We start from the raw sequence: 21,779 nt of genomic DNA, 5'->3' as shown, positions 1-21,779 counted from the left end.
AGTCTTAATCATGTTATACATGCAACAAGGCATCCACGGACAAAAGACTAGAAATTAATGAGCAAGAATAAAATATCGAATGCAATATCAACCAATAGAGAATTATGGAATCGTCGGTGATCTAAACACCGTTGCGCTCATAGGATTAAATGGAAGCATAGATTTTATGTGCTTTCCCAATTTTGATTCTCCAAGCATCTTTGCTGCATTACTTGATTCGGAAAAGGGTGGAAAGTTTGAACTCCATCCACTCTTCAAAACAATGAAAACAAAGCAGCTGTACATGCCCGACACAAATGTGTTGCTTACCCGCTTCTTATCGGAAGATGGTGTTGCCGAAATCATGGACTTCATGCCTGTAGAAGAATTATTCAATGGCAAAGAATTAATACGCCGGGTAACAACTGTACGCGGCAATGTAGAGTATAAGATGAACTGCAAGCCCCGCTTCAACTATGGAAGAAGTACACATGAAGTGCAAAAAATAAATGATCGAGAGGTCGTTTTTTCAAGTAAGGGCGAAGACGGTTTGGTATTAAGATTAAAGAGCTCGGTCGTGTTGCAAATTGTGGATGGAGACGTTGTTGCTGATTTTTCATTGTCTCCAAATCAAACTGCTGACTTTCTTATTGAGCATGTAGACAAGGAACATAACCAGGACCGAGACTTTCAAACGTTTATAACCGACAGCCTTTTTCAAACCGTGAACTATTGGAAAAAATGGATTGGTCAATCTAACTATAAGGGCCGTTGGATGGAGATTGTTAACCGTTCTGCATTAGTGCTGAAATTGCTTACCTCATACAACTATGGTTCTATTATAGCTGCGCCTACTTTTAGCTTACCTGAAAGCATTGGATCTGGTCGCAATTGGGATTATCGTTATACCTGGATCAGGGATGCATCGTTTAGCATGTATGCCCTTATTCGTTTAGGTTATACCGAGGAAGCGGGGAAGTTTATGCAATGGGTTGAAAAGCTTTGCCAGGATATTATGGGCAAAAGCGAGCTAGGCATCATGTATTCTATAGATGGTCACCGCCAACTGGAAGAAACAACACTGGATAATTTTGAAGGCTACGAAAAGTCGGCCCCGGTACGGATTGGCAACAATGCGTACAGCCAGTTGCAGCTGGACATTTACGGTGAGCTCTTAGACTCAGTATATCTCTATAATAAATACGGCACTCCTATTTCCTATGATTTTTGGAAAAACCTAGAAAGCCAGATCGATTGGTTAAGCAGCAATTGGAACCAACCCGATGAGGGGATTTGGGAGGTAAGAGGCGGCAAGAAAAACTTTCTTTATTCCCGGCTTTTATGTTGGGTTGCTTTTGACAGGGCTATAAAAATTGCTGAGGCGAGATCGTTTCCATTAAACGAACAATGGAGAAGGGAACGGGATATTATTTACAATAGTATTTATACGGATTTCTGGAATGAAGACAAGAAGGCCTTTATGCAGTATCCTGGGTCTCCAACGGTCGATGCATCTACTTTGCTCATGCCGTTAATTCGTTTCATTAGTCCTAAAGATCCCCGCTGGTTGTCGACTTTAAAAAGAATCGAAGAGGAGCTTGTGTCCGATTCGCTTGTATACCGCTATCGTCCTGATATCGCTGCTTCAGATGGTTTTATTAGTCACGAGGGTACTTTTAGCATGTGTACTTTCTGGTATGTTGAATGCTTGTCACGCTCTGGCCAGCTAGAGAAAGCAAGGTTTTATTTCGAGAAGATGTTGGGCTACGCGAACCACCTCGGACTGTACTCAGAGCAGCTTGGTTTTAAAGGAGAACACCTTGGCAATTTCCCACAAGCATTTACTCATTTAGGTTTGATAAGTGCGGCATATAATCTCAATAAGAAGTTGAACGAACGCACCAGGAAGAACGGCGAATAGAAATCGTACTGCAACATCCTATCAATGCAGTTGATTGTTGCTTGTTAAGGCAAAGCAAAAAACACGAAGTTGTTGAATACTACCGATTTAAAATCAGACTTTTAAAGTATTCAAAGCTTCCATGGTTAAAACTTTACTTCTTATACTATCTATTCTTGGGCTTACCAGTTTACACGCCCAACAATTTAAATTAACGGGAACAATAACCAATGCTGCAAGAGAACCCCTGGCCTTTGTGAGTGTACAGGTAAAAGAATTGCAAAGCGGTACAACTACCAAAGAAGATGGCAGCTATATACTTCTGCTTGAAGAAGGTAAGTATGATATCGTGTACAGCATCGTAGGTTATAAAAGGCAGGTCTTAACCGTTACCATTACAAAGAATTATACGCAGAACATTATACTTGAAGAAGACAAAGCTCAACTTGAGGATGTTACGATAAAAACAAAGTATAAGGACCCGGCAACAGAAGTAATTAAGAATATAATTCGACGAAAAGACAGCATTACCGCTGCCCCGGGAGCTTGGTCGAGCAACGTCTATATCAAGGCAGTACAACAAGACTCTTCCTCAAGAAAACAAAGGTTTAAAGCTAAGAATGATTCTGTGGCATTTATTGCAAATCGCGATATAGCTGGCATGGCCATGACAGAGGTTTCGCTGAAACTTGACTATGCTTCTGAGCAAAAAATAAAAGAAGAACGTCTCGGTATAAAAAACAACGGAAGCAGAGAAGATTTTTTTTATGTATCAACTACCGAAGGCTTTTTTAATTTTTATAACAACCTCATAAAAGTTCCCGGACTATCTACGACGCAGTTTCTATCGCCTGTGAGTTTTAGTGGATTACTGGCTTATAAGTTTAAAACATTAAAAGTAGAGAAGCGGGGTAATTACAAGTGGTACACCATTGCGGTAAAGCCAAGACAAGTTAGCAACGCAACGGTAGAGGGTGAAATCATTACAAACGATAGCAGTTTCACTATTGAACATGCGAGATTTTCATTTCCAAAATATCATTTGCCGCAGTACGATTTTTTCCAGGTAGAGCAATGGTACAATCAAGCATCGCCCCTGTTATCGAAGCAACGGTTCACATATCAATCAAAAGCAGGAAAAAATAAATTATCGGGAGCAACAACTGTTACTTACCAGGACTATGAATTACATAAGACATTTCCCAAAAACTATTTCGGCGTAGAAGTAAGTGCTACCAAAGAGGAGGCACTCAAACGTGATAGTACTTTTTGGCAAATGGCGAGAACAGAGCCATTAACATCTAAAGAGATAAAGCTGATACAATATAAAGACAGTGTCTACCGCGTTACTCACACAAAGCAATACCTGGATTCGATTGATAGGGTTACCAATAGATTTACTTATAAGAAACTACTTATCGATGGACAGACTTTATACAATCGCGAACTCGAACGTACCTGGCAGCTGCCACCACTTCCCGGACTTTACCAACCATTTGCTTTTGGCGGAAGCAGGATATCGCCCTCCGTGGGTTACTTCAAAACGTACAAGTCGCGTAAGAATATACATTTCTTTGGAAATATTAGTTATGGTTTCCGTAATCATGATATAAATGGTTCACTCAATTTCGGCAGGATGTACAATCCTTTTACCCGGGCCTTTTATGGTTTTTCCCTTCGACGAAATTTTGATTTTATCTTTTCAGGAGATGCATGGATCAACATGCTGAAGCGAAGCAACATGTACCTCAACAATGGGTTTGGAGTGAATCATGGCAAGGAAATTAAAAACGGTTTGTTCTTGTTTACAGATCTTGATTTTGCGCTTCGCCGTTCACTTAATGATTATAAAACAGGAAATACTATCGATAGTCTTTTCGGTAAAGAATTGGGTAGCAATACAGCCATTCCGTTTGAGTCTTACAATGCTCTGTATGGAAGGGTAAGGTTAGAATACACGCCTTTTCAACGGTATATAAGAGAACCAAAAGAGAAGGTGATTCTGGGGTCAAAGTGGCCGACATTCTATTCAACTTATCGCAAAGGAATACCTGGCGTCTTTGGCAGTAAAGTAGATTTTGATTATTGGGACGTTGGTATAAAACAGGAAGTGCCGACAGGGTTATTCGGTATCCTTCATTACAATTTCAACACAGGTACATTTCTAAATCACAGGGATCTTCGCATTGTTGACTACCAGTTTCAGCGACGCGGGGACCCGCTACTTTTTGCTAATCCTGATGCTGCCTTCCAGGCCCTTGATTCATCCTTCCCTTTGTTCAAACGTTTTTACCAGGCACACGTTGTACAAGAATTCAACGGGTATTTTATAAACAAAGTACCCCTGCTTAAAAAACTTGGTTTACGAGAAGTTGCGGGAGCAGGTTTCCTCGTTGCGCCTGAACGCAATCTTCGGTATGCAGAAACTTTCGTAGGAGTAGAAAGAGTTTTTAGATGGCCTTTCGAGCTGGGATCTAAATTTAAGGTCGGAATATACCTGGTAGGATCAGTAGCAAATCAATTTAATAACCCGGTCACTTTTAAAATTGGCGTTACCGCCTGGGATAAAAGAAAAAACAAGTGGTATTAATTGGGTTTGAAAAATGAATTGTATCCTACCAGGTAGCTATGATTGGATTTAAAGCAATTCTTATTTTATTGCAGCCTTTGCAGCCGTGTAGTCTGGCTCCTGCCCTATTTCCGGCACTTGTTGTTCATACACAATTTTACCTTCAGGGTCAACAACAATAACTGCACGACTCAGTAATCCCTTCATCGGTCCGTCTTTAATTTGAACTCCGTACGTATTTCCAAAGTCGTTTCTGAAATCAGAAAGCATTACAACATGATCAATTCCCTGCGCGCCACAAAATTCTTTTTGTGCAAAAGGCAGATCCTTAGAAATACAAAGCACAGTTGTGTTCTTTAAACTTGCTGCTTCTTCATTGAATTTTCTGACAGACTTAGAACAGATTCCCGTATTTACGCTTGGGAAAATATTCATTATGACATATTTACCTTTATAGTCTGAAAAGGTCTTTTCCTTCAGGTCGACCGCCGTTAGGGTAAAATCTTTCACCTGCGTACCTACAGCAGGTAATTTTCCAACAGTATGAATCGTGTTTCCGCCTAAGGTAATAGTGGTGCCGTTTGTTTCTTCCATGTGTGCTGTTTTATTTGCTTTTGTTGATTGATTAACTGCCGTTTTCCCTTGGGCAAAGGCGCCGTTTGTGATCGAAAAACAACTTGCGGCCAAAACCAAAGTGGTACAAAGTAATTGATGCTTATTTTTCTTGTTCATATATATTAAGTTGAAGTGAGAACAAATATATTGATGAATAGTTGTGGCAACCTAGGTAAAACTTTGACTTGCATCGCAACCCGCTAAATTAAAAAGGCTGGTACAAATGTCCAGCCTTTTAATAGAGTTCTTTATTGCCATCCGCCTCCAAGGTCACGGTAGATATTGACCACCGCAATTAGCTGTTCTTTTTTTGTTTCCACTAATTCAAGCTTTGACTCTAGCGCATCCCTTTGTGTCATTAAAACTTCGAAGTAATCCGCCCTGGAGGATTTGAACAAGTCATTAGCAATACTAATTGACGTTGAAAGCGCATCCACTTGTCTTGACTTTAAATTATAGCTTTTCTCAAGGTTGCTGATTTTTGAAAGCTGAGTTGAAACCTCCATATAAGCATTTAGGATAGTACGCTCATAATTGTACATAGCTTGCAATTGCCGCGCGTTAGCACTGTAAAATTCTGCCTGGATAGCATTGCGGTTAACCAACGGGCCAGCAAGATCTCCTGCAAGTGAGTACAATACTGACTCAGGAAACTTTACAAGGTATGTAGGTTTAAAGGCTTGAAAACCTAAAGCAGCAGAAATGCCGAAGGAAGGATAAAATTCTGCCCGCGCAACTTTTACATCCAGCTTTGCTGCTGCCAGTTCAAGCTCAGCTTGCTTGATGTCGGGACGAGCAGACAACAGTTGAGAAGGAATACCGCTATTGACTGTTGCAGGGACCAGGCTGAATAAAGTTGTTGTGTCTCTTGGTATTTCCCTTGGATAACGTCCGGATAAAAAGTTGATCCTGTTTTCAGTTTCTTTTATCCTTTGCAAAAGGTCAAACTCGAGGCTTTGAGATTTCAACACTTCCGCCTGGAATTTTTGAACCGCCAATTCTGTTACCCTGCTCGCTTCTTTCTGAACTTTCACAATACCAAGTGCATTTTTCTGTAGCTCAATATTTTGTCTTACTATCATTAGCTGGTTATCCAAAGCCAGCAATTCATAATAAGAGGTGGCGACTTCTGCAACGAGGTTGGTGACGGCAAAATTTCTTCCTTCAACAGTTGAAAAATAGCGCGTAATCGCTGCCTTCTTTGCATTGCGGAGTTTTTTCCAAATGTCTACTTCCCAGTTTGCATATAGAGCTGCGGTAATATCTGTTAACGCATCAGGCACTTCTTTTCCCGGCTCAATTTCCGTTGACTTATCGCCGGCACCTTGGCTGGTGTAGCGTCCTACCTTTTCAACACCGACTCCGAGCCTTGCTCCCACTGTTGGTTGTAACGGTCCTTGTCTCAACCGGATCTCATTTCTTGCCAACTCAATTTCCTGCATTGTGATTCTGAGTTCCTGGTTATTTTTCAATGCCGTATCAATCAGGGTAACGAGGTTTCTATCAGTAAAAAAAGTTCGCCATTGAATAGCAGACATATTGGTAGTGTCCCCCTTATCCATATACGCTTCGGGAACGGACCTGTTCTCAGATACCTGCATCAACTCGGGAACCTTGCAACTTGCAAAAGCAGCAAGCATTCCCAGGAAGCCGACGGTGTATCGTTTGTAATTAAACATATTGCTCAAGTTTTTCAAATTCGTTGTGATGATCAATTTCTTCGCTTAAAGGATTTTCGTCTTCATTGTTAACTAATACATGTCTTTCTGAAATTTTAGCAAAAATGTAGTAAAGACCAGGCACTACAATAACACCGAAAATAGTTCCGAACAGCATACCTCCTGCTGCCGCGGCGCCAATAGTGCGGTTACCAATAGCACCCGGACCGTGGGCAAAAACCAGCGGTATCAATCCTGCAATGAATGCGAATGATGTCATTAGGATTGGACGAAATCTTGTAACAGAACCTTGTATTGCGGCTCTTAGTGCAGTTTCGCCTGAACGATGTTTCTGCACTGCAAACTCCACAATCAACACTGCATTTTTACCTAACAGTCCGATGAGCATTACCAGTGCAACCTGTGCGTAAATGTTGTTTTCGAGACCCATTATCTTCAACAATAGGAATGAACCAAAAACACCGGCAGGAAGCGATAAGATAACTGCTAGCGGAAGGATGAAGCTTTCGTATTGTGCAGCAAGGATCAGGTATACGAAACCGAGACAAATAAGGAAAATGAAAATCGCCTCATTACCACGAGCTACCTCATCGGCAGAGATACCCGCCCAATCAATTCCAAATCCTCGCGGCAGGCTGGTTTTCGCTACCTCTGCAACAGCATTGATAGCTGCGCCGCTACTGAAGCCGGGAGCAGACGTACCACTTATCTCAGCAGTATTGTACATATTATGTCGTGTGATTTCCGACAAGCCATACACCTTTTCCATTTTCATAAATGCAGAAAACGGAACCATCTCGTCGTGATCATTCTTTACATACAGCTTTAGAACATCTTCAGGTAATGCCCTGTATTCAGGCGATGCCTGCACCATCACCTTGTACTGGCGACCGAACTTAATAAAGCTGGTTTCGTAATTACTGCCCAAAAGTGTTGAAAGTGTGTTCATCGCACTTTCAATGGTTACTCCCTTTTGCTGCGCGATATCATTGTCGATCTTCAGCATGTACTGCGGGAAGCTGGCGCTATAAAAGGTAAATACGGACGCTAGTTCGGGACGTTTTTCCAACGCACTTACAAAGTCTTTGCTCACGGTTTCCATTTTCTTGTAATCACCACTTCCTGCCTTGTCGAGCAAACGCAATTCGAAACCGCCTGCTGCACCATAACCGGGCACGGCTGGTGGTTGGAAGAATTCAATAGTCGCCCCGGTAATTTCTTTGCTTCTTTCTTCCAACTCTTTAATAACATCCTGAACCGATTGTTTCCGATCTTCCCAACTCTTCAGATTGATCAGGCAGGTTCCTGTATTCGCTCCTGTTCCTTCCGTAAGAATCTCGTAGCCCGCGAGGGAAGAAACCGATTGTACTTCCTCCATCCCTTCCGCAATCTTTTGGAGTTTTTCAGCAATTTGATTAGTACGTTCAAGGGATGAACCCGGAGGAGTTTGAATAACGGCATAGAACATTCCCTGGTCCTCATTCGGAATAAAACCGGAGGGAAGGGTTGAATTTAACGCCCAGATGCCGACGCAGAAAATGACCAGCATGGCGAATGTGATAACCCGGCGATTAACAATTGCACCGAGCAATTTTTGATACCTACCGGAAAGCCGGTTAAACCAATTATTAAAGCCGTTCAATAACTTGTCTAGTGCCGTTTTCTTTTTCTGTTTTCCATGATTGTTCTTCAACATGAGGGCACAGAGCGCAGGCGTAAGTGTTAAGGCTACCACGCCGGATAGAATAATGGATGTTGCCATTGTTATGGAAAACTGCCGGTAGAATATCCCCACAGGCCCCGACATAAAAGCAACAGGTATAAATACAGCAGCCATTACAAAGGTGATCGCTATGATGGCGCCACTGATCTCATGCATAGCTTCTTTTGTTGCTTTTAGCGGCGACAAATGCTTTGTTTCCATTTTAGCATGTACCGCTTCAATCACAACGATCGCATTATCTACCACAATACCGATTGCAAGTACCAGGGCAAAAAGAGTAATCAGGTTTAGCGTAATTCCAAAAAACTGCATAAACATAAACGTACCTATAAGTGATACCGGTACGGCAATAGCAGGAATAAGCGTAGAGCGCCAGTCGCCCAGGAAAAGAAATACAACCAATCCCACCAGGAGAAAAGCTTCCACGAGTGTATGTATTACCTTCTCGATGGAAGCGTCCAGGAACTTGGAAACGTCATAACTGATTTCGTAATCCACTCCCTTAGGAAAAGAGGTTGACTTAATCTCTTTCATCTTGGCCTTTATATCTGCAATTACCTGGCTTGCATTACTTCCATAGGATTGTTTTACCACGATGGCGGCAGACGACTTGCCGTTAAGAGTAGAATAAATATCATACATCGAGCTTCCAAACTCCACAGTAGCCACGTCTTTTAGTCTAAGCAACTCCCCGTTTGGGTTCGATTTCAATACAATATTTTCATATCCTTCCTTATCGCTAAACCTGCCGGGATACTTTAGCACGTATTCAAAAGCCTGGGAGCGTTTACCCGAGCTTTCACCTGTTTTACCGGGAGATGCCTCAAGGCTCTGTTCATCTAACGCTTTCATCACGTCATCGGCAGAAATTTTATAAGCTAACATGCGATCAGGCTTTAACCATATTCTCATGGCATATTCCCGATTGCCTAAAATGTCTGCATACCCCACTCCATTCACACGCTTGAGTTCTGAAAGGATATTGATGTCTGCAAAGTTGAAAAGGAACTTCTGATCCATTTGGGCATCCTTACTGTACAGGTTGATGTACATCAGCATGTTTGATTCCTCCCGTGTGATCTTTACGCCTTCGCGTACTACCAGGGGCGGCAGCTTGTTCACTACTGAGGCAACCCTGTTTTGAACGTTTACAGCAGCTATATTAGGATCTGTACCGAGATTAAATACTACCTGTATGGTAGCCTCACCATCGTTACCTGCATCAGAGGCCATATATTTCATTCCTGGTATTCCGTTAATCGCTCTTTCAAGAGGAATGAGCACAGCTTTGGTCATTAACTCTCCATTCGCACCAGGGTACTCTGCGGTCACATTCACCTTGGGTGGCGAAATGGAAGGGAACTGTGTCACCGGCAATTTCAGCATGGTGAGTACCCCCAAGAAGACAATAATGAGCGATATTACAATAGACAGGACAGGCCTGTTTATGAACTTACTAAACATTGACTATTTTTTTTAAATTGAAGTTCTATTCGGTGTATAATTTCAGGCGGGAGATGGCTTCTTTGGGAGCGATAAACTCGGGCTGAATCTTGTCATTGTCTTTTACCTTTTGCACCCCTTCTAAAAGGATTCGGTCGTTTTCTGAAAGTCCGGAACCTACAACATATAGATCGGGCATCTCATTGGTAATAGTAATGTTTCTCGATCTTACTGTGTTGTTAGCATCAACCACAAAGACGTATAATTTATCCTGCACTTCGTACGTTGCTTTTTGGGGAATGATCAGGGCATCGCGTAGCGGAACCGTCATTTTAACCTTACCGGTTTCTCCATGCTTTAAAAGTTTATCAGGATTCGGAAATTTTGCTCTAAATGCAATGTTGCCTGTCTCGCCGTTAAACTCTCCTTCTATCGTTTCTACCACACCGCTGTAAGGCAACGGCTGGTTGTTTGCCAGGAGCAAGTTTACTTTAGTGTTGGAGCTTGCTTTAGCGTCAGCTTTGTAGTCGAGGTATTCCGGTTCGGAGACATTGAAATAGGCAAACATTTCGCTGTTGTCGGAGAGGCTTGTCAACAATTCGCCTTCATCAATCAGGCTTCCCAGCTTCTTGGGAATACGATCGAGGGTTCCGCTAAACGGTGCTCTGATTTCAGTAAACGACAGGTGAAGTTTTGCTAATGCAACTTCAGCTCTTGCCTGGTCTACTTTGGCTTGCGCCATTGCCTGCTCGTTCTTAGAGACTATATTTTTATCGGCCAATAATTTTGTGTTCTGCAGCTCTATTCCCGCAGCCCTTGCTTCTGCCTGGGCCTTTAAGAGTTCCGCCTCGTAAACCTTAGGCATGATCCTAAACAACAGTTGGCCCTTCCTAACAAACTGGCCTTCGTCGACGTAAATATTTTGCAGGAAGCCTTTTTCCTGCGCCCTGATTTCAATGTTTCTGACAGACTTTATTTGAGAAACATATTCTTTAGCAAATAGAGTGTCAACTCTTAAAGGGGTAGTAACTGCATACTTTGCAATTTCTTCCTTCACTTCTTTCTTTTGTTCACAGCTTACAAAGCACACCAATGCGCATAAGCTCAAAAGCGCAACAATTCTGTTCATAGTATAGGTAAATGTTAAAGGATGGATAGGGTGGAATCCTAAGACTCATTACTTGTGGATGATAACTGGTCGAAGGGATCGTTTGCTGTTTATGTGCAACCAGCAATGAAGACGCATGTGCCTAAACACCAGCCCAAAACCAGTGAAAGTAGATTATAGTCTTAAGGCTCTTTGTACAATGTATTTACAAGAGCTTATGTAGGGGATGTAATTGTAAACGGGAAAATGTTGTGCATTGCAGCTACTCCGATAAGATTGAGCGAAAGCGTGGGAGAACGCTAAAGTGTATTTGACAAGAGATATGTGCTTCTCAATGATATCCTCGTCATCATCTTCGATGCTGAATTCAAAAGCTCTTTCTCCATTCAAACCTGTATTCTCGGTTTGTATTAAATTATGCTTAGTAGTTGAATTTTCAATTGACAAATTTTCCGCAGAACCTGAAACCTTACTATGAATGATTTTGCTGCTGTTATCACCTAGTGGCGCATAATTACATATACCCGCCAGGTAAGAAAGTAGGAACAGAAAAAAGAAAGCAACTGGTTTCATTTGTGAGCGCAAGTTAATCTATCAGTCTAAAGAGTTGTAATTCTATTCTTAAAAGTTCGCGAAAATTGTAAACGATGAGCAACGGCTTTTCAAGTAACGAAAGGAAGATTATAATATTTTACAGAATTGATTTGTTGCCGAAAAAGATTAAAACCTTCAAATTTAATTTTGAATTTTAGTAACTCTCAACACAATGAACCCTAACAAAGCATCATGTGAAAAAGGCAATTTATGCGCCTGCGGAATCTTTCGCAGAATTAAACGCACGCTGCAGTAAACGTAGGAAGATGGGTTAAACAAATTCGCGGTTCAGCAGTTTTTATCATAAAAACAGTTAAACCGCGAATTGTATAAAACTGGCTAAAAATTGAAATAAGGCCGATAGTTTAAGCTGTCAGCTTTTTCAGGTAATTGAAACTATTTGTAACATTTTGTAACGGTTGAGGCGCTCCATCCTGTTCTACAAAAAAGTACTTCATCCCAGATTCTTTTGCATTACTAAAAATGCGTTTAAAATCAACAATACCACTGCCGACCTCTGCCGGATTCTTATTAGTCTTGTCAAGATCTTTTGCGTGCCAAAGTGGGAAGCGGCCAGGATGTTGTTTAAACAATGCTATTGGATCCTGGTTCGCTTTGGTTGCCCATGCTAAATCCAATTCCATTTTCACCAGGTCTTTATTTGTATTCGCAAGAATATAATCGAAAGGACGATGACCTTCAATCTGGTCAAATTCCGTGGTATGATTGTGATAGGCAAACTGCACCCCTACTTTCTTACATGCCTCTCCTGATTTATTAAAAACTTCCACGGCGGTCTTCATTTCATCCAGCGTGCTTACCGGTATACTTGAACAAACTAAATAGCTAATTCCTCCTTCTGCAGCATCGTCTGCTAAACGCTGGTAATCATTTTTAAGATTGAGCGTTGGAGCCATATTTTTAAAACGCTCCGTCATACGTTGTATCCTGGCTGAGTCTTGCGCTGTTTTAGCTGATTTAATAAATTGCTCAATATTGAAAGGAGCGCCACCAACGTGGGCTGACCGCCAATTCATGCCTGTATCTTTTATCATCGCTGCCAGTTCTTTTGGCTTAAAACCATAATAATTTCCTTTTGACGAACCTGCGCTTTCCAATTCTTTATAACCAATTGCAGCCAACTTTTGCAAGGTTCCTTTTGCATCCGTTGTCATTAAATCTCCCAGTGTATACAATTGAAGACCTATAGAGGCCGTCGCTTTCCCAAGCAGACCTGCTTTGCTAAAACAAGGCAACAATAAAGAGGCCAATGCAAAGGTGCCGGATTGATGTAAGAATTTTCTTCTGGTTGTCATACTTAATATTTTATAAGCTAAAGTTATTAATAAAACATGGTTAAGTGATGACCACAAAAAAGAAGATTATCAGCACGTATATTATAAGTTAGAGCATACTGAAAACCAGCACGGCACTTTACACCAACTAACTATACGAGCGACTTTCATCAATAGGAATAAATTTTGGTTACAATCATGTTGCCATTTGAGTCTGTAACTGTTTCGCTTGTTAAGCGGTTATGTGAGTCAAAAGTATAAGTATGCTTTAAGACCAAATTTCGTGAACCGCTATAGGTAGAAGTTTGAATTAAGTTTTTATTCCTGCTGAAATAATTGAGACCTATGTTTAGGTTATATGGAAGGTTGGTATACTGGTAAGCAATCTGGTTCCCGTAAGTACTATACTCCCGGGTAACATTTCCGTTCGCATCGTACTCTGCGGTTGTAGTATTTGTTAGGACTGAGCTACCATTCTTGATAGTATATTCCTTTACCTGAACCAACGAGCTATTATTGTACGTATTTTTTTCTGAGGTCGTGTCTTTCGTTGCATAGTTAATCTGGATTATGCTATCGACAAGGTTTTGACTATTGAGGAAGTATTGCTCTCGGCTGGCTAAGATCGCCCCTTTATAATAATCCACGGTAAAGGTGTTGTCCGAGTTATAACGATAAACATATTTTGTATTACCCGAAGTAGATATTCTGCTGATTAGACGTCCCTTTGAATCGTAGTTGAAATCGTATTCATCGACCTGGTTTCCTCTTTTCTCGATGTAATGTTTTACAAGAAATGACGTGTCTTCTACCGGGATGCTCACACTATCTTTTACCGCGCCATCTGAAGTATCTTTTACAACCGTATCTACTATTACTAGAGGCGGCGGTATGGCTGTGTCACGCCTTCGACCGCCCTCATAAGAATACTCTTTTGCACAGGACCAGAACAACACTAAACATATGAAAACAAATAAGATTTTTTTCATAGGATAACTTGCAGAGTTTTCATTGGAAAGGATAAAAATTATAAATAATTAAAAGACTCCTTTTATTGAAAAAAAGCTGCAATACTACAACAGATCAATGTGTTCCAAAAAAACTTTATCGCCTAAATTTTCTCGTTTCGTCCCTATCATTTTTTATTGGCGCTGACCATCCAAATCGTATTAGAAGCATCGTCGGCAACAAGCATATTTCCATTTTGGGTAAAGGCAATGCCAACAGGGCGGCCATAGGCTTTATTTTCCTCACCGGTTAAAAAACCAGTCAGAAAATCCTGGGGAGGGCCGGAAGGCTTGCCATTATTAAAAGGCACATACACAACTTTGTAGCCAGCAAATTCCGACCGATTCCAAGAGCCGTGTTGTCCTATAAATGCGGCGCCTTTAAACTTATCCGGAAAGACGCCTTTTTCATCAAATGCCAAACCAAGGGAGGCAGTATGTGCGCCAAGTGGAACATCAGGAACAATAGCCTTTTTAACCAACTCAGGATTTTGGTTGTCTTTCATTCGCGGGTCCTCGTGCTGTCCATAATAAGAGTACGGCCATCCATAAAAGCCACCTTCTTTTACGCTGGTGATATAATCGGGAACAAGTCCATCGCCCAATCCATCTCTTTCGTTCACCGCCGTCCATAAGGTGTTAGTGCCGGGAGCCCAACCCATTCCAACAGGATTTCTTAAACCCGCCGCATAAATTCTTTCACCGGTACCATCGGGATTGATCTCAAGAATATCAGCCCTCCGTATCTCGTTTTCCATCCCGTTGTCGCCAACGTTGCTGCCCGAACCGACAGAGACATAAATTTTTGAATTGTCTTTATTAGCAATGATGTTTCTTGTCCAGTGATTATTATAGCCACCAGCTGGTAAATCAAGAATCTTTTTTCCCGGTGCGCTGACTTTTAGCGCGCCTGCCTGATAAGGAAATTGCATGAGCCCATCGGTATTGGCAACATAAAAACTATTACCGATGATGAGCATGCCGAAAGGCTTATTTAAATTTTCGGCAAAAATGCTGCTTTGCTCTACTTTTCCATCGCCGTCTTTGTCTCTAAACAACAGAACCTTGTTACCGCTATTTCCTAAATTTTGCGATTTGTTTTTACCGCTGATGGCGCCCTTCACTTTTTTGATTGCACTTGCGTCGGTGCTTGCTTCTGCAACAAGTATGTCGCCATTTGGAGCAACATAAATCCATCTAGGATTATTAAGGTCTTCCGCAAACTTTGTAACGGTAAAACCTTCGGGTGCTATAGGAGTTTTGCCTTCAGGCCAACCAATAACGTTACTGAATTTTGTTTTTGACGGAGTAGCGAAAGGTGCAGGTAGATCAACAGGTTGGCCGGCAGATGTGGCAACGGTATCTTCTTTACCGGCATTCTCTTCTTTTTTTGCCTGGTCATTATTACACCCTGCTACAAGGAGGCTGATTAAAACGACAAGAGTTTGAATTTTATTAATCATGTTACAAAGTTTACATGAAGAACACAAAACACTTGCCTCGCCCGTTTGTTTACAAAAATCCCTTTCGGAAATCTTATTATTTATCGAGCGATTGTATCCACGGCAAGACATTCTCTATCATCGGCTGAACGCTTGACTCATGTGTACCATTTTGAATCGTATAGAATTCGACCTTTGTGGCTCCTGCAGCTTTGAACCTATTAAAGGTCGATACTGAGGTTTGATAAAATACGGCTTCATCCGCAGTGCCATGAAAAAGACGGGTAGGGCTTTTGGGTGCCCAATCAAGAAAGCTGTTAGCCGTAAGTTTTTGTTTTAAAGCAGCTTCGCCAGCAGGGTTCAGCAGATTTGCATAATAAGTGGGGGTGAATAAAGCAGTTGGTGAACCGGTTAACTGTGCGTCTATTTGCCCACGATCTTTTGTTCCATTCAATAGCGCTGGAATTCTATCTGCATAAGGCTGCTGGAAAAAATCTGTCAAAGGGCGGTTCCAGTTATAGGTAGTATTGTATCCATTTAACAGCAAGGCGAGATAAGAGGGTGCAGAATACGAGGAGGTACCTGCAATAGCAGTCAACATCCCATTTAGGTCATACCCTCCTGCTCCTTCAGCCGCAGCAGTAAGGGTCAAATTGTGTGCAGAATTTGTTTCGATTTCTTTCTGTGCGGCCATTGTTACGTATCCACCTTCTGAGTATCCAAACAAAAACAGGCGGTCGCTAATCGCTATCGTCTGTTGCCCTACATAATATTTAACCGCCTTAATCATATCTACAACAGCTTGACCTGAGTACAACTGATCATAATAAGGATGAGGAATATTTTGCGAAACTCCATAACCAATCAGATCAGGAATGACGGTAACAAAACCGCCGGCCGCAAATAGTTCAAAGCCCGTAAACGAAGCTGGAAAGTTTGAAGGAGCCTCAGTCGACTTAAACATTGTGCCATGTTGAGCACTTAGTATCGATGGTATAAACGGAAGGTTTTTTGGAATACCTACCAGGCCGGAGACTTGTATTGGACTACCCTTAAAATTTGTTTTATAAATGAATTTAAAAAAATCTACATCATATTTTATAAGAGGAATATAACTGGCTAAACCTGCCGCCGCGGCAAAAGCCTGTATTTGTGTTTTTGTATAATTCCCTGAAGAAGTGGCGGAAACAAAAAGATCGACTCCTGCGACAGGGTCGATGGCTTCGGTCTCTTTTTTACATCCTGTAATTACAAGTAAGGAAATCAGTAAGTAGGTTGCGCTTTTAGTGATAAAGTTCATTAGTCTGAATAGTGATATTTTGAAAAATTGTTGTTATTTGATGTAAAGTAAAGAACCAGGTAAAAGGTGAAACCTACAACTGTCGTTTGAAGAATCGCCAGGCCTCTTCGTGCACATCGATGTCATTTGGATAATCATGTTTACCACCAATTACTTTTAGCAGTACGACTTCCGGCTTTCCTTTTTGCCTATAGGTATATCTCTCGATCGTTCTACCATCGGTAGGATCCGTGTCAGGCAAACTTTCTTTTACAGGCTCTCCGGTGTATCCCGCAAGGGTAGACCAATAAGCAAAAGTTCTGTTGGTAGAACGAACATTGCCAAGTGTCACATTTCCCAAAATCATCATTCCTCCGTCGTATTTGTTCAAAGGGTCCTCTGTTCCATTTATGATCATTACCGGTATTGGGCGTTTTACTTCAACACAATCAAGGTTATTGGTATCGGGAAGATTGGCAATAATAGCCGTAACAGCCTTAAATTTTTCAGGCATGGTAAGCGCAAGTTTATAAGCCATATGCCCTCCTCCTGATGTGCCGACTGCAAACACTCGTTTCTTATCTATTCCATATTTACTTTGGAAGTAATTGATCATCGCGTCAAAAAAAGCATTTTCGTTGATGTTTTCAATATTTGCGGTTGACGTAGCCGCTTTGCGACATTCGTTCCAGTAATGTTCGTAGCCGTCGGGATAAACCAGCAGCAGTTGTTCCGCCTTCGCACTGACTTCCAGCTTTTTCGCCGAATTCATCATCTCCTTTCCATTACCACCAGAACCATGCATAACAAACACTAGGTTTGGTCTTTTCTCATTGCCGGGATTATTGAAATTAAAAGTTCTGTAATGCCCTTCGATCAGAATTGAATCGGTTAGCACCTGAGACTTTGCAACGGTTGCAATAAAAAGTGGTAACAACAATACTAGCCTATACATGCCCATCTGTTTTTGGTAAATTTAATTAGAAAGCTTTTGTCAGAAGTCCCAATTTAGCGGTATTACTTCTTTTAGTTCTGCCTTTTAAGGTAATTATTAAATATATTGACAACTTAGACGATTATAACAGGCTTATTGATGTAAATGAAGTACGCGGCTTGATAGTTGCTCTATGTAGCGCAGTAAAGATCTGAGAATGAATACGTTCTTCTTTTCCAGGTCTTATTTCAAAGACTCTTATTTAATACAATCAATTAATCAACATGAAAAAGTTTACTTTTTTCTTACCCGTTATGATCCTTGTCATGACAAGCTTTTCTGCCTTTTCTCAAAAATACAAAACAGCCTCAGATACAGTTAAACTAAACGAGGAGTACGTGAAAGTAAGTAATAACGTTGCTGAACTTACATCCAAACTAGCCATCGCTAAAAACAACCTTCCTGGTTATCAGTCAAAAGCAGCCAATGCTGTTTCTGATGCTCAAAACTCTGTAATGGAAAGTAGCAACCAGGCATCAAAAGCAACTAACGGAGACTTAGGAGATGCGAAAAGCGCAAAAAAGAAAGCAAACAAAGCAGTAAAAGATGCGGAAGACGCAAAAGATGCAAACAACAAGATAAAGGACCAGGATAAAAAAATAGCAAAGCTTACTTCTGAATTGGAAGAAAAGCAACAGAAATTGCAGGAGCTCGAAAAAATGAGAACTGCTATCCGGAATACCCAGCAATAAAATTTAGGTATTATTGAAAATCCCCTGTTTATATGTCATAAATAGGGGATTTTTATTTTGCCTCGTTCAACTTACCATAAATTTCGCGGGCACCAGTCTCCAAACCTGTTCCCCAACAGAAAGCCTACAACAATCTCATGAGAACCCCTGCTTACTGTATTTAGTTGGGAAGTTGTAATATCATACGAATAGCCGATGTTTATGGCATTGCTAATATTTAATCCCGCCATCGCGGCCCAACTATCCTTGTAACGCATACTGGCTCCTACCCATAAAAAGTCCCTGTACTGAAGTTTCGCATTAACATCAAAACTAACCGGGGTGGAAGTGACATATTTAATCAATGCACTAGGTAGAAAAGAGACATCGTCATTTACAAAAAAACGATAACCAGCAGTCAAGAACATATGTGGTATTTGTCGGCCACCCGCTAGCTTCACTGTATCTTCTGAAAATTTTATTTTAGAGGGAATAATGTTTTGAGCTGAAAGTCCCGCAAAATAATCTGCTGAGTACAACCAAATACCCGCGTTCATATCTGGCGTCAACCTATTCAGATAACCACTTCCTGCAACAGCAGGGTCAACAGGCACATCAAAGGAAAGCTTACCGGCATTTAATGTAGTATTTTTTATTCCTGCAGAAATACCGGCAGATAAACTTGTTTTACTTGAGATTCCTATATGATAGGCATAAGTTCCGTAGGCTGAAAAACGGTTGAGAGGTCCAGTACGGTCGTTTAATATAGTAAGGCCAATTCCGGCATGAGGATCGGCTTTTTCATAATTCTGCCAGTATGCCTTACCTCTTGGGTTTTCACCTTCTGCACGAAAACCGGTGGCTGTCTCTCGTGCATAATCACTCTTTTTTATTGGTCCGTGTATGGTAAGGTAAGTAGTTACAGGCGCGCCATCAATCCCAACCCACTGGTGCCTGTGACTGATTTTAACGTCAGTATAATTCTCGATGCCCGCAACTGCCGGGTTTAAAATAAAATTATTAAGTACATACTGAGTATAATGGGGAAGCTGTTGTGCATACGGAACAAAACAAATAAAACTGGTGACTATAGCTAAGACAACTTTCCTTTTCATTTTTTAAATTTATAGCATTTGCTACGTTCGATTGCTTTGAATATTTTTCTTGGTAAAATTCCAATTATCCTAAAGGAGAAAATGAATAGTTAACAGGCTAGTTTTTTAAAGATGTTTTATCATGAGAGGGCGAGAACGGCATTCATCATATCATGCAGATGCAATTGGATTAAAATTGGCTGCTTATTAAGACTTTTTGGAAAACTACCGCTGCTACAGCTTGGTAGGGTTAGGTTCTTATTAATAGTAGTAGAACGATTAGTTATAATTGCCCTAAAAGAGTCGGAAAAAATCAAATAATAAAACTAAAATCACGTTAATAATCAACGAGATAGAAATTAAGACGCTTAATAGAACCTGAATTAGAACCGGACAAATCGCCTTAAACAATACTCCTCTCAATCAAGTTTGATGAATTTGGACCTTCACAAAAAAGTAGATCTAGAATACTGAGGTTTGGCTGGAAGCCGAGGCGGTCTTGAAATACCTGGGCATATTTCGGTTGCCAATTGTCTTGGTTCGCCTGAAACTTTCCAGGCAACAACTTGTTTCTTAAATCCGTATTGTCTTCGTAAAACTTTTTATACTCCTTAGTAAAACCAACAGAAGTATTAACACCCAGCATCTTGTGTACTGAGTTGAGAATAAAAATATTAAAACTAAAAAGCTTTTCCTCTTCCAGAAATATCAGGCTTTTTATTTCCTCGCGGTAGTAATCAAAGAAAGGAGCTTTATTATAAGATGACTCTATACTTCTCCAATGTTTCGTGCGCCAATTAAGCGTGTTGTCTATCTCTACTTCGGTAATTAGTTTCTTTTGCTCCCTTCCTCCAGCAACTGGAACAGTCAAATTTATGAGACCATTTGCGCCCGCAATAACATAACGATTTCGAAAACTGGATTTTTTAAAATACTCATATGACTCAATTATTATATGTTTTGACTCAATTCCCTTTTTAATAAAATCAATCGATGGAAATATTTGACAATCAATTACAAGACCCATTTTTTAAAAATTTTTATTAGAGTTTTAGATGGAACGAAAACGACTGCGCATACATCTGTTTATAGATGGGTAGTAGTAGAAATAATAATAGTAGCATACAAGCGTTAATTATTGATTTACAACAATTAGTGCTAAAATTATCTATACTAAAATCCTTAGTCACTGTTATCTCTTTTAATTCCGCCCGCAAGGTCGGTGATTCTAAAAGTATTAGCAAGAATGCAAGCCTTCTATTTTCACTTTTTCCATTAATTAAAATTGTTACTTTGCACGAAACGTTGACATGAATAGATTACTCCCCTTTCTTGCTATTGTTCTATCCCTTTCTTGTTACTCATGTAAAAAGCCCACTTCTTTCGATTACAAAGACGTAAAAAATATCAAAGTAGAAAGTTTCGGGCTTAGCACGTCTAAGGTTTCGATGGATCTGGTATTTGTAAATCCCAACAGTTTCGGGCTTACTCTTAAAAATGTAGACTGCGATATTTATATTGATAGCAACTATCTCGGAAAGTTTGTGCTTGACACGATGATGTCGATCCCTAAGGCGGCAGAGTTCACCTTACCGGCAAGTATGCAGGTAGATATGAAAGGATTATTTAAAAACTCACTAAGTATTCTATTCAACAAGGAAGTGACGTTGGGTGCGAAGGGCACGACCCGGGTTGGCAAGGGCGGCTTCTATGTCACAATCCCATTTAACTACCAGGGAAAACAAAAGATCAACTTTTGATATTGAGTTGTAAGAGAAAGTCACTCCCGAATAAAGGCACACTTATAAAAAGCGGCGATTTGGTGATTGGAAAATCCAGCCTATAAGATCCAAACTAAAGAACTGGAAGTTTTTCAAAATTTGACTAAAGTGGCGAGACGAATTGGCCTGCAGGAAAGTAAGAAGAGGAAGCTTTTGAGTTGATATTTTGGCCAACATTTGTTTTGGCCATTAATGAGCCGGAAAGATTGATGTTAACATTGAAGCTTGAGGCAGCCATTTTTTTAGTCATCATCAATAACCAGACAAATAAGGATTGTTTTATACAATCCATGTTATTGCATTCCTCAATGATATTTATAAAGGTTCTTTTTAAAATTTCTGCAGCTAGCTGCTCGTTCTTCACTTCCCTTACAAGTACCCCATATATCGAAGGAGCATATTGGTCGTACAAATAGCTGAAAGCTTTTTGGTCTTTTTGCTTTAAGGCCATAAAAAGTTCCTTTTGTGTCAGATGTACAGTTGTAGCCACAATTGTTTTTATGAAGGAGAAGAAATATCGATTGAGTATTCAATCATTTGCAATTAATAAACCATTTGGTCTTGTTTATGTTTAGAAGTTACTGTCTTTAAAAGACTTAACAGTTG

Annotated in this window: 17 protein-coding genes; 4 read left to right on the top strand and 13 right to left on the bottom strand. The window is 40.6% G+C overall.

Annotated features, from left to right (window positions below):
* Positions 1–79 precede the first annotated feature (79 nt).
* Both SAE01_RS03290 and SAE01_RS03285 read left to right on the top strand, forming a co-directional pair.
* On the top strand, positions 80–1,900 hold the full coding sequence (locus tag SAE01_RS03290) for a glycoside hydrolase family 15 protein (RefSeq protein WP_147202188.1): 1,821 nt from the start codon (positions 80–82) through the stop codon (positions 1,898–1,900).
* Positions 1,901–2,021: 121 nt separating this feature from the next.
* Positions 2,022–4,469: a DUF5686 and carboxypeptidase regulatory-like domain-containing protein gene (locus SAE01_RS03285; protein ID WP_147202186.1), complete on the top strand. Its 2,448-nt coding sequence runs from the start codon at positions 2,022–2,024 to the stop codon at positions 4,467–4,469.
* A gap of 60 nt (positions 4,470–4,529) precedes the next feature.
* Here the strand turns inward: SAE01_RS03285 and tpx are convergent, their stop codons facing one another.
* The 10 genes from tpx to SAE01_RS03235 form a co-directional block, all read right to left on the bottom strand.
* Positions 4,530–5,180, bottom strand: coding sequence for a thiol peroxidase (gene tpx, locus SAE01_RS03280; protein ID WP_174834599.1), 651 nt, complete (start codon positions 5,178–5,180; stop codon positions 4,530–4,532).
* 131 nt (positions 5,181–5,311) lie between these two features.
* Positions 5,312–6,742: a TolC family protein gene (locus SAE01_RS03275; protein WP_147202184.1), complete on the bottom strand. Its 1,431-nt coding sequence runs from the start codon at positions 6,740–6,742 to the stop codon at positions 5,312–5,314.
* Positions 6,735–9,929, bottom strand: a complete 3,195-nt coding sequence (locus SAE01_RS03270; protein ID WP_147202181.1) for an efflux RND transporter permease subunit — start codon at positions 9,927–9,929, stop codon at positions 6,735–6,737. The genes SAE01_RS03275 and SAE01_RS03270 overlap by 8 nt, the downstream gene beginning before the upstream one ends.
* A gap of 25 nt (positions 9,930–9,954) precedes the next feature.
* Positions 9,955–11,037, bottom strand: coding sequence for an efflux RND transporter periplasmic adaptor subunit (locus SAE01_RS03265; protein WP_147202179.1), 1,083 nt, complete (start codon positions 11,035–11,037; stop codon positions 9,955–9,957).
* A gap of 153 nt (positions 11,038–11,190) precedes the next feature.
* Positions 11,191–11,589: a hypothetical protein gene (locus SAE01_RS03260; RefSeq protein WP_147202178.1), complete on the bottom strand. Its 399-nt coding sequence runs from the start codon at positions 11,587–11,589 to the stop codon at positions 11,191–11,193.
* 386 nt (positions 11,590–11,975) lie between these two features.
* Positions 11,976–12,926 carry a sugar phosphate isomerase/epimerase family protein gene (locus tag SAE01_RS03255; RefSeq protein ID WP_147202176.1) on the bottom strand — a complete coding sequence of 317 codons (951 nt, stop codon included), beginning with the start codon at positions 12,924–12,926 and terminating at the stop codon, positions 11,976–11,978.
* A gap of 149 nt (positions 12,927–13,075) precedes the next feature.
* A complete protein-coding gene (locus tag SAE01_RS03250; RefSeq protein ID WP_147202174.1) occupies positions 13,076–13,894 on the bottom strand; it encodes a hypothetical protein in 819 nt (272 codons plus the stop codon).
* Positions 13,895–14,040: 146 nt separating this feature from the next.
* Positions 14,041–15,375: a PQQ-dependent sugar dehydrogenase gene (locus tag SAE01_RS03245; RefSeq protein ID WP_147202172.1), complete on the bottom strand. Its 1,335-nt coding sequence runs from the start codon at positions 15,373–15,375 to the stop codon at positions 14,041–14,043.
* A 76-nt stretch (positions 15,376–15,451) separates the two neighbouring features.
* Positions 15,452–16,654, bottom strand: coding sequence for an alpha/beta hydrolase family protein (locus tag SAE01_RS03240; protein ID WP_147202171.1), 1,203 nt, complete (start codon positions 16,652–16,654; stop codon positions 15,452–15,454).
* A 73-nt stretch (positions 16,655–16,727) separates the two neighbouring features.
* Positions 16,728–17,588 (bottom strand): CE1 family esterase, encoded by an 861-nt coding sequence (locus SAE01_RS03235; RefSeq protein ID WP_218029059.1) that lies wholly within the window; start codon positions 17,586–17,588, stop codon positions 16,728–16,730.
* Positions 17,589–17,851: 263 nt separating this feature from the next.
* Here SAE01_RS03235 and SAE01_RS03230 point away from each other — a divergent pair, with 263 nt between their 5' ends.
* Complete coding sequence (locus tag SAE01_RS03230; protein ID WP_147202167.1) at positions 17,852–18,319, top strand: hypothetical protein; 468 nt, start codon at positions 17,852–17,854, stop codon at positions 18,317–18,319.
* Positions 18,320–18,390: 71 nt separating this feature from the next.
* Here SAE01_RS03230 and SAE01_RS03225 read toward each other — a convergent pair whose 3' ends face one another.
* Both SAE01_RS03225 and SAE01_RS03220 read right to left on the bottom strand, forming a co-directional pair.
* Positions 18,391–19,413, bottom strand: coding sequence for a PorP/SprF family type IX secretion system membrane protein (locus SAE01_RS03225; RefSeq protein WP_147202166.1), 1,023 nt, complete (start codon positions 19,411–19,413; stop codon positions 18,391–18,393).
* Between the two features lie 382 nt (positions 19,414–19,795).
* The gene (locus tag SAE01_RS03220; protein WP_147202164.1) at positions 19,796–20,419 is read right to left on the bottom strand and encodes a WbqC family protein; all 624 of its coding nucleotides are present in this window, start codon (positions 20,417–20,419) and stop codon (positions 19,796–19,798) included.
* A 283-nt stretch (positions 20,420–20,702) separates the two neighbouring features.
* Between SAE01_RS03220 and SAE01_RS03215 the strand changes: the two genes are divergently transcribed.
* A complete protein-coding gene (locus tag SAE01_RS03215) occupies positions 20,703–21,152 on the top strand; it encodes an LEA/WHy family protein (RefSeq protein WP_147202162.1) in 450 nt (149 codons plus the stop codon).
* Between the two features lie 124 nt (positions 21,153–21,276).
* Here SAE01_RS03215 and SAE01_RS03210 read toward each other — a convergent pair whose 3' ends face one another.
* Positions 21,277–21,624 (bottom strand): RNA polymerase sigma factor, encoded by a 348-nt coding sequence (locus SAE01_RS03210; RefSeq protein ID WP_147202161.1) that lies wholly within the window; start codon positions 21,622–21,624, stop codon positions 21,277–21,279.
* Between the last annotated feature and the right edge of the window lie 155 nt (positions 21,625–21,779).

The sequence above is a fragment of the Segetibacter aerophilus genome, assembly GCF_007991655.1.
GTDB classification, from domain to species: Bacteria; Bacteroidota; Bacteroidia; order Chitinophagales; family Chitinophagaceae; genus Segetibacter; species Segetibacter aerophilus.
This window is presented reverse-complemented; position numbering and strand designations above follow the sequence as displayed.